The organism is Okeania sp. SIO2B9 (assembly GCF_010672505.1).
Lineage (GTDB): Bacteria > Cyanobacteriota > Cyanobacteriia > Cyanobacteriales > Microcoleaceae > Okeania > Okeania hirsuta.
Genome location: NZ_JAAHGK010000346.1, coordinates 1 through 6,204 on the forward strand (window position 1 = coordinate 1; position 6,204 = coordinate 6,204).

A 6,204-nucleotide genomic window follows, 5' to 3' on the forward strand; every position below is an offset into this window, starting at 1 on the left:
TACTTAATGGTGGGTCTGACTCACCCTCAGACAATACAGATGAGTTTCTACTTGCTGGAGATGAGTTAGCTTCTATCCCTGAAATTGAAGTTCAAGAGTTAACTACATCATCTGATAATAATATGATTGAGGATGATATCACAACAGGTTCAAGGACTATTGAAACTGCCGAGCGTGATAGTCAAGATCCAGTTTTAGCAGCCATAGATACGAATAATATGGCACCGATTTAATTGACATTCTCGGAGAATTCTGGACTCAGGACTTAGGTCATATCAAATCCGTTTTATTGGACATAAAAAAATTATCCAATAGTCATAACTACGCTCATCTTTGTAATTCTCTCTCCTCCTGACTCCTGACTCCTGACTTCCCCTCCTGGGAGGGGGAGGGGCGAGGGGTGGGTTGACTCCTCCTAACTTAACCATTCTATGGCTGTTTAACTGGATTTGATATCATGCTGCGCTTGACCTGTTGCGTAGCGTTAACGCAGTTGTGCGCCAGCTAAACAAAAACTTTTTGCTTGTAGTATTGCTCTAGCCCATGAAATATCTACCTGGCGGGCTAAAATTATACTACAAACTGACAAATTTTTGATAACTTTACTCACCACTAAATTATACACTCAACTCACACCCACAAAATCTCAGTCTTGCTCACATCTCCATCGAACAACTACTATTTTTTTCTCCTAACCATTGCTCCCCTAACCGCTGGAGAGCTATCATAACTGGTTGCACTTCTAACCCTTTATCCGTCAAAGAATATTCAACATGGGGAGGCACTTCCGGAAATACCTGCCTTGCTAACAAACCATACTTTTCTAACTCTCTGAGTCTTAACGTCAGTGTTTTTGAGCTAATTCCTGGCAGTGCTTCTAATAATTCGTGAGTCCGACGATCGCCACTCAACAACTGTTGCAAAATCAATACCGACCACTTACTACCCAATATTCTTAATACAAACTGAATCGGACAATTGTTGTTTAAACACAATATATCCCTCATTTTAACATCCGATTTAACATTGTTATTTTTAACTTTCATTTTCTTCTAACTCTTAAAACTTTATTTTTCTTTAATAATAACCTTTACCACTGAAAAAACAAAATTTTTTACTTTTTGTAACTAAAGATTTTTTCCGACCCTATATTGCAATTACAGTAGAAAGTATTAGGATGTAGATGGAGGTCAAAAATCCTCCTCTAGCTAAAAAACTAGAATCTATGTAGAAATAATCCACCTTAATTATGGAGTTTAAAAGTTAGGGATCGATAAGTTTGTTTTTCTTAACATCCCACAAATCAATCATTATATTTAACATTGTGAAAAAAAAAGAAACAAAACTAAATAAATAAATCCTGCCTCGCAACACGGCATAAATAAAACATTGGAGGAGAAAATTATGGTGAACCTATTAGGTCAAAAAAGCCCAAAAAAAGTAGATGTAACAGCTTTTGTCCTATGGTTTGAAGAAGTAGGAATTGCAGATATTCCATTAGTGGGAGGAAAAAACGCATCCCTGGGAGAAATGATTCAGCAATTAACTCCCAAAGGTGTAAACGTTCCCAATGGATTCGCCACCACTGCTTACGCATATCGGTATTTCATCCAAAAAGCTGGATTAGAGAAAAAACTGCGAGAACTATTTGCTGACCTAGATGTAGAAGATGTCAGGAATTTACGGCAACGAGGCAAACAAGCTCGCACCCTCATCCTCGACACCCCATTTCCAGAAGAATTAGAAACAGCCATCGTCACAGCATATCACCAAATGTGCGACCGCTACGGCACTTCTGCTGAATATTGTGACAAACTAGAAGGCAACTCCAAACAAGAGTGCGAACGCTACACCAAAGAAGTTGACGTAGCAGTACGCTCCAGCGCAACTGCTGAAGATCTACCAGATGCGAGTTTTGCCGGACAACAGGAAACCTACCTCAACATTTACGGTGATGAAGCAGTATTAGAAGCTTGCCATAAATGTTTCGCCTCCATATTCACAGACCGCGCCATTTCCTACCGCACCATCAAAGGTTTCGACCACTTCGACATTGCTTTATCAGTGGGCGTGCAAAAAATGGTACGTTCAGACCTCGCCTCCTCCGGTGTCATGTTTTCCATCGATACCGAAACCGGATTCAAAAATGCTGCCCTGGTAACAGCAGCTTACGGTTTAGGTGAAAACGTAGTGCAAGGTGCAGTCAACCCAGACGAATACTTTGTTTTCAAACCCACCCTTAAAGAAGACTTCCGCCCCATACTAGAAAAACGCCTGGGTACAAAAGAACTGAAGATGATTTATGACATCGGCGGTTCCAAACTTACCAAAAACGTGCCAGTGCCAGTTTCCGAACGGGAAAAATATTGCATCAATGACGACGAAATCTTGCAACTGGCAAAATGGGCCTGTATTATTGAAGAACATTATTCTCAAGTGCGTGACCATTACACCCCAATGGATATTGAATGGGCAAAAGACGGTCTCACTGGTGAACTATTTATTGTGCAAGCGCGTCCAGAAACAGTACAATCTCAAAAATCTGGAAGTATTCTCCGTAACTTCAAACTCAAAGGTAGCAGTGATGTATTAGTTCGCGGTCGCGCCGTGGGAGAAATGATTGGGCAAGGTGAAGCTCGTGTTATTCTTGACGTGCACAAAATTGACGAGTTTATGCCAGGGGAAGTTTTAGTAACTAACAAAACTGACCCTGACTGGGAACCAATTATGAAAAAGGCTAGCGCGATAGTTACTAACCAAGGCGGACGCACTTGTCATGCTGCTATTATTGCGCGGGAGATGGGTATTCCAGCAATAGTTGGTTGCGGTGATGCTACTAAAGTGTTGATGACTGGTCAGGAAGTAACTGTTTCTTGTGCTGAGGGTGAAGAGGGCAAGGTTTATGAGGGTATGGTGCCTTTTGAGGTACAGGAAACTTTGTTGGGTGACTTGCCTAAGACTCGCACCAAGATTTTAATGAACGTTGGCAACCCAGAGGAAGCTTTTGGTCTGTCTTCTATTCCTTGCGATGGTGTGGGGTTAGCACGGTTGGAATTTATTATTGCCAATCATATTAAAGCTCACCCATTAGCTTTAATTCACTATGATGAGTTGGAAGATCCGTTAGTGAAACGGGAAATTGGTAATTTGACTGCATTGTACGAATATAAACCTGATTTCTTTGTGGATAAATTGGCGCAAGGTGTAGGTACGATCGCTGCTGCTTTTTATCCTCATCCTGTAGTGGTGCGAATGAGCGATTTCAAGAGTAATGAATATGCGAACCTATTAGGTGGTCGTCAATTTGAACCTGGGGAAGAAAACCCCATGATTGGTTGGCGAGGTGCGTCTCGTTACTACGATCCCAAATATCGCGATGCTTATGCTTTAGAGTGTAAAGCATTGAAGCGGGTACGGGATGAAATGGGATTGACTAATGTGATTCCAATGATTCCTTTCTGTCGGACTCCTGATGAAGGTCGTAAGGTGTTAGCGGAGATGGAGAAAAACGGTTTGAAACGGGGCGAGAATGGGTTGCAAGTGTATGTGATGTGCGAGTTGCCCAGTAATGTGATTTTTGCTGATGAGTTTGCTCAAGTGTTTGATGGTTTTTCTATCGGTTCAAATGACTTGACTCAGTTAACATTAGGTTTAGACCGAGATTCGGCATTAGTGGCGCATATTTTTGACGAACGGAATGAAGCAGTACGTCGGATGGTGAAAATTGCCATTAAAGCAGCTAAGAAATACGACCGCAAGATTGGTATTTGCGGTCAAGCACCAAGTGATTATCCAGAGTTTGCCAGGTTCTTAGTTGAAGAAGGTATTGACTCATTGAGTTTAAATCCCGATTCATTGTTGAAGACTCTGTTGGATATTGGCAAGATGGAGGAGTCTGGTTCCGTGATGGATGATATTATGGATGTGGCGAGGGCGAAATAGTTTGAGGTTGTTGATGATTTCTATTTTTGTGTAGAAACTAGCGATCGCTCCTTTTTACTACATAGATTCTATGATTCTATGTAGTAAAAAGGAGCGATATTGTCTCTTTTTACTGATAACTGATAACTGATAACTGATAACTGAAATCTATTCTTCCTCATCAAAGACGGGCGGCCAAAGCTCGGAAATTGATATTTTCCAACCAGGGAATAGTTCGGGAATGCTCAATATATCATCCCCTGTAAATTCAATGGGTTCTCCTGTGGGGCGATAAATTATTACTGTTTCTTCATCAGGATCGATTAATATTGCGACTTGCACCCCCAGTTCGATATATTTTAGGAGTTTCTTTTTCAGAGGGGGAACTCTATCGCTTTGAGACTTGATTTCCACTGCTAGATCGGGTACCATTTCTGCAAAATAGCGGATGCTTCGTGGCAAGCGATCGGCTTTGACAAAAGATACATCTGGTGCTTTGAGGTTGCTATCGGGTAAGATAAAACCACCTGCGGAGTCGAATACTCGCCCCAGACGACGGGGGTTTATCCAAGCATAAAGAGAGGCACTTAAACGAATGCCTACTTCGCTCGAAACGATATCTGATGGACCCATAACTGATATTTTTCCACCTTCTAATTCTAATTGATAATCTAAACCAGCTTCATTGAATAGGGTTTGCACTATTTCTAAATCTTTGATAGTGACATCCGACATACTTCCTCTGAGTTATATGATGATAGGTTAATTTGTATTTTAGCAGAAAATACTACATATTGAATTTGTTTGTAGTTGGGCTTTAGCCCTAATATTAAGTAATGTAAGGGCTAAAGCCCAACTACGAGCATAATTATAACTGTTCTACCGAACATAATATGAGCTAAGTTGTTTGAGTAAAAAATTCGGAATTTAGACAAATTTTTTCCCCTTGATAATAGACCCAGGTGTTGATATTTGAAAGTATTGAAAGTAATAGTTGACTTTTTTGAGCGTGATAATTTCCCTGAATAGCGGGGCTGAAAAAAAGTCGGAAATGGTTTGATAAAGACCGGATTCTAATGTCATAGATTCTTATGTTCAATATTCCACCGCTCCCAATGCTTTTAGACTGGCTTTTTGGGCGCTGCTTAATCCTGTGACTCCAGTAATATTGGCGTTTTCATAAGGTCTGGGTACTCTCAGGGTTTTGATGTACTCTCTTGTTTTGATGTTCCAGAGTTTAATTGTTTCGTCGGCGCTACTGCTGGCAAGTATTTGACCGTTGGGATTGAAACACCCTTATTACTCTAAGAGAAAGTTAATCGGGGTGATCTGGAAAATATACGATAACTGTGGATATATTTCCGCAGATTAAACCTTAGTATTATTACTGAATAATTACACCAAATTACTGGACTTGATATTATATCAATTTAGGATAAGTACAGTCTGATTTTTTTATACATCAGTAAAAACTAAGTATATTGATATCAATTTAATAAAAAAAATCAGTATTTTTGTGTAAAACACGTTTTTTTTTATTGTCTATTTTTACTTTAGATATTTAAGTATCAGATGTCATAAACCCCGTAGATTATACCCCTTTATTGACTAAAAATAGCTACTGTGATTACATAAATATCACTTGAATTTTAAAATTCAAGCTCCTAGAAGCTTCTGCCTGATTAGGTTAGCAAAAAATCTAGATTTACCAATCAAAAATAATTGACATTGTAGTGTTATAGTGAATATCAATTAGTTTAAATAAGTTTCAAGTTAATTGGTCGATTCAAATTAATTATGGCACAAATTATTCCTGACAGGATTCCAGCAAAAGCTAGTGCTGGTGAAAAACGATTGTATAATATTTTATCTAGGCTACCTGATGATTTCTCGGTTTGGTATGAACCTGATATTGATGGGCGTTATCCTGATTTTATAATTTTATCTCCTGATTTTGGAGTGTTAATAATTGAGGTAAAAGGATGGAATTTCAACTCTATTTTGAAAGCTAACTCAGACTATTTTGAGATTAAATGGAGGCAAAATAATAGAGAAACAAATCAAAAACAAAAATCGCCTCTAAGTCAAGGACGAGATTATCTTTTTAAGATACTCGATCGACTAAAAAAACACCCGGTTTTGACTCGTCAATCGGGTAATTATCAAGGAAAATTATGCTTTCCTGTGGGTGTTGGGGCGGTGATGTCTAATATTACTTATAAACAAGCATCTGAATCTAAACTTGACCAACAGATATTACCAATAAAAAAAGTAATTTATAAA

At 39.0% G+C, this 6,204-nt stretch carries 6 protein-coding genes and 1 pseudogene; 3 read left to right on the forward strand and 4 right to left on the reverse strand.

What is annotated here, in order from left to right:
* The coding region (locus F6K13_RS13945; protein WP_287287647.1) for a hypothetical protein at nucleotides 1-233 on the forward strand (233 nt) is incomplete at its 5' end.
* Between the two features lie 42 nt (nucleotides 234-275).
* Here the strand turns inward: F6K13_RS13945 and F6K13_RS13950 are convergent.
* Both F6K13_RS13950 and F6K13_RS13955 read right to left on the reverse strand, forming a co-directional pair.
* Nucleotides 276-428 (reverse strand): hypothetical protein, encoded by a 153-nt coding sequence (locus F6K13_RS13950; RefSeq protein ID WP_161564503.1) that lies wholly within the window; start codon nucleotides 426-428, stop codon nucleotides 276-278.
* 228 nt (nucleotides 429-656) lie between these two features.
* Nucleotides 657-1,046, reverse strand: coding sequence for a helix-turn-helix domain-containing protein (locus tag F6K13_RS13955; RefSeq protein ID WP_124144794.1), 390 nt, complete (start codon nucleotides 1,044-1,046; stop codon nucleotides 657-659).
* Nucleotides 1,047-1,404: 358 nt separating this feature from the next.
* Between F6K13_RS13955 and ppsA the strand changes: the two genes are divergently transcribed.
* Entirely contained in the window at nucleotides 1,405-3,942 is a 2,538-nt protein-coding gene (ppsA, locus tag F6K13_RS13960) for a phosphoenolpyruvate synthase (protein WP_287287648.1), read from the forward strand.
* 147 nt (nucleotides 3,943-4,089) lie between these two features.
* Here ppsA and F6K13_RS13965 read toward each other — a convergent pair whose 3' ends face one another.
* Nucleotides 4,090-4,656: a Uma2 family endonuclease gene (locus tag F6K13_RS13965; RefSeq protein ID WP_124144796.1), complete on the reverse strand. Its 567-nt coding sequence runs from the start codon at nucleotides 4,654-4,656 to the stop codon at nucleotides 4,090-4,092.
* A gap of 360 nt (nucleotides 4,657-5,016) precedes the next feature.
* A pseudogene (locus F6K13_RS35155) lies at nucleotides 5,017-5,211 on the reverse strand (hypothetical protein); the annotation flags it as partial.
* Between the two features lie 507 nt (nucleotides 5,212-5,718).
* On the opposite strand from F6K13_RS35155, the gene F6K13_RS13970 reads away from it, so the two are divergent.
* Nucleotides 5,719-6,204 (forward strand): nuclease-related domain-containing protein (locus F6K13_RS13970; RefSeq protein ID WP_287287649.1); only part of this gene is annotated, 486 nt, incomplete at its 3' end.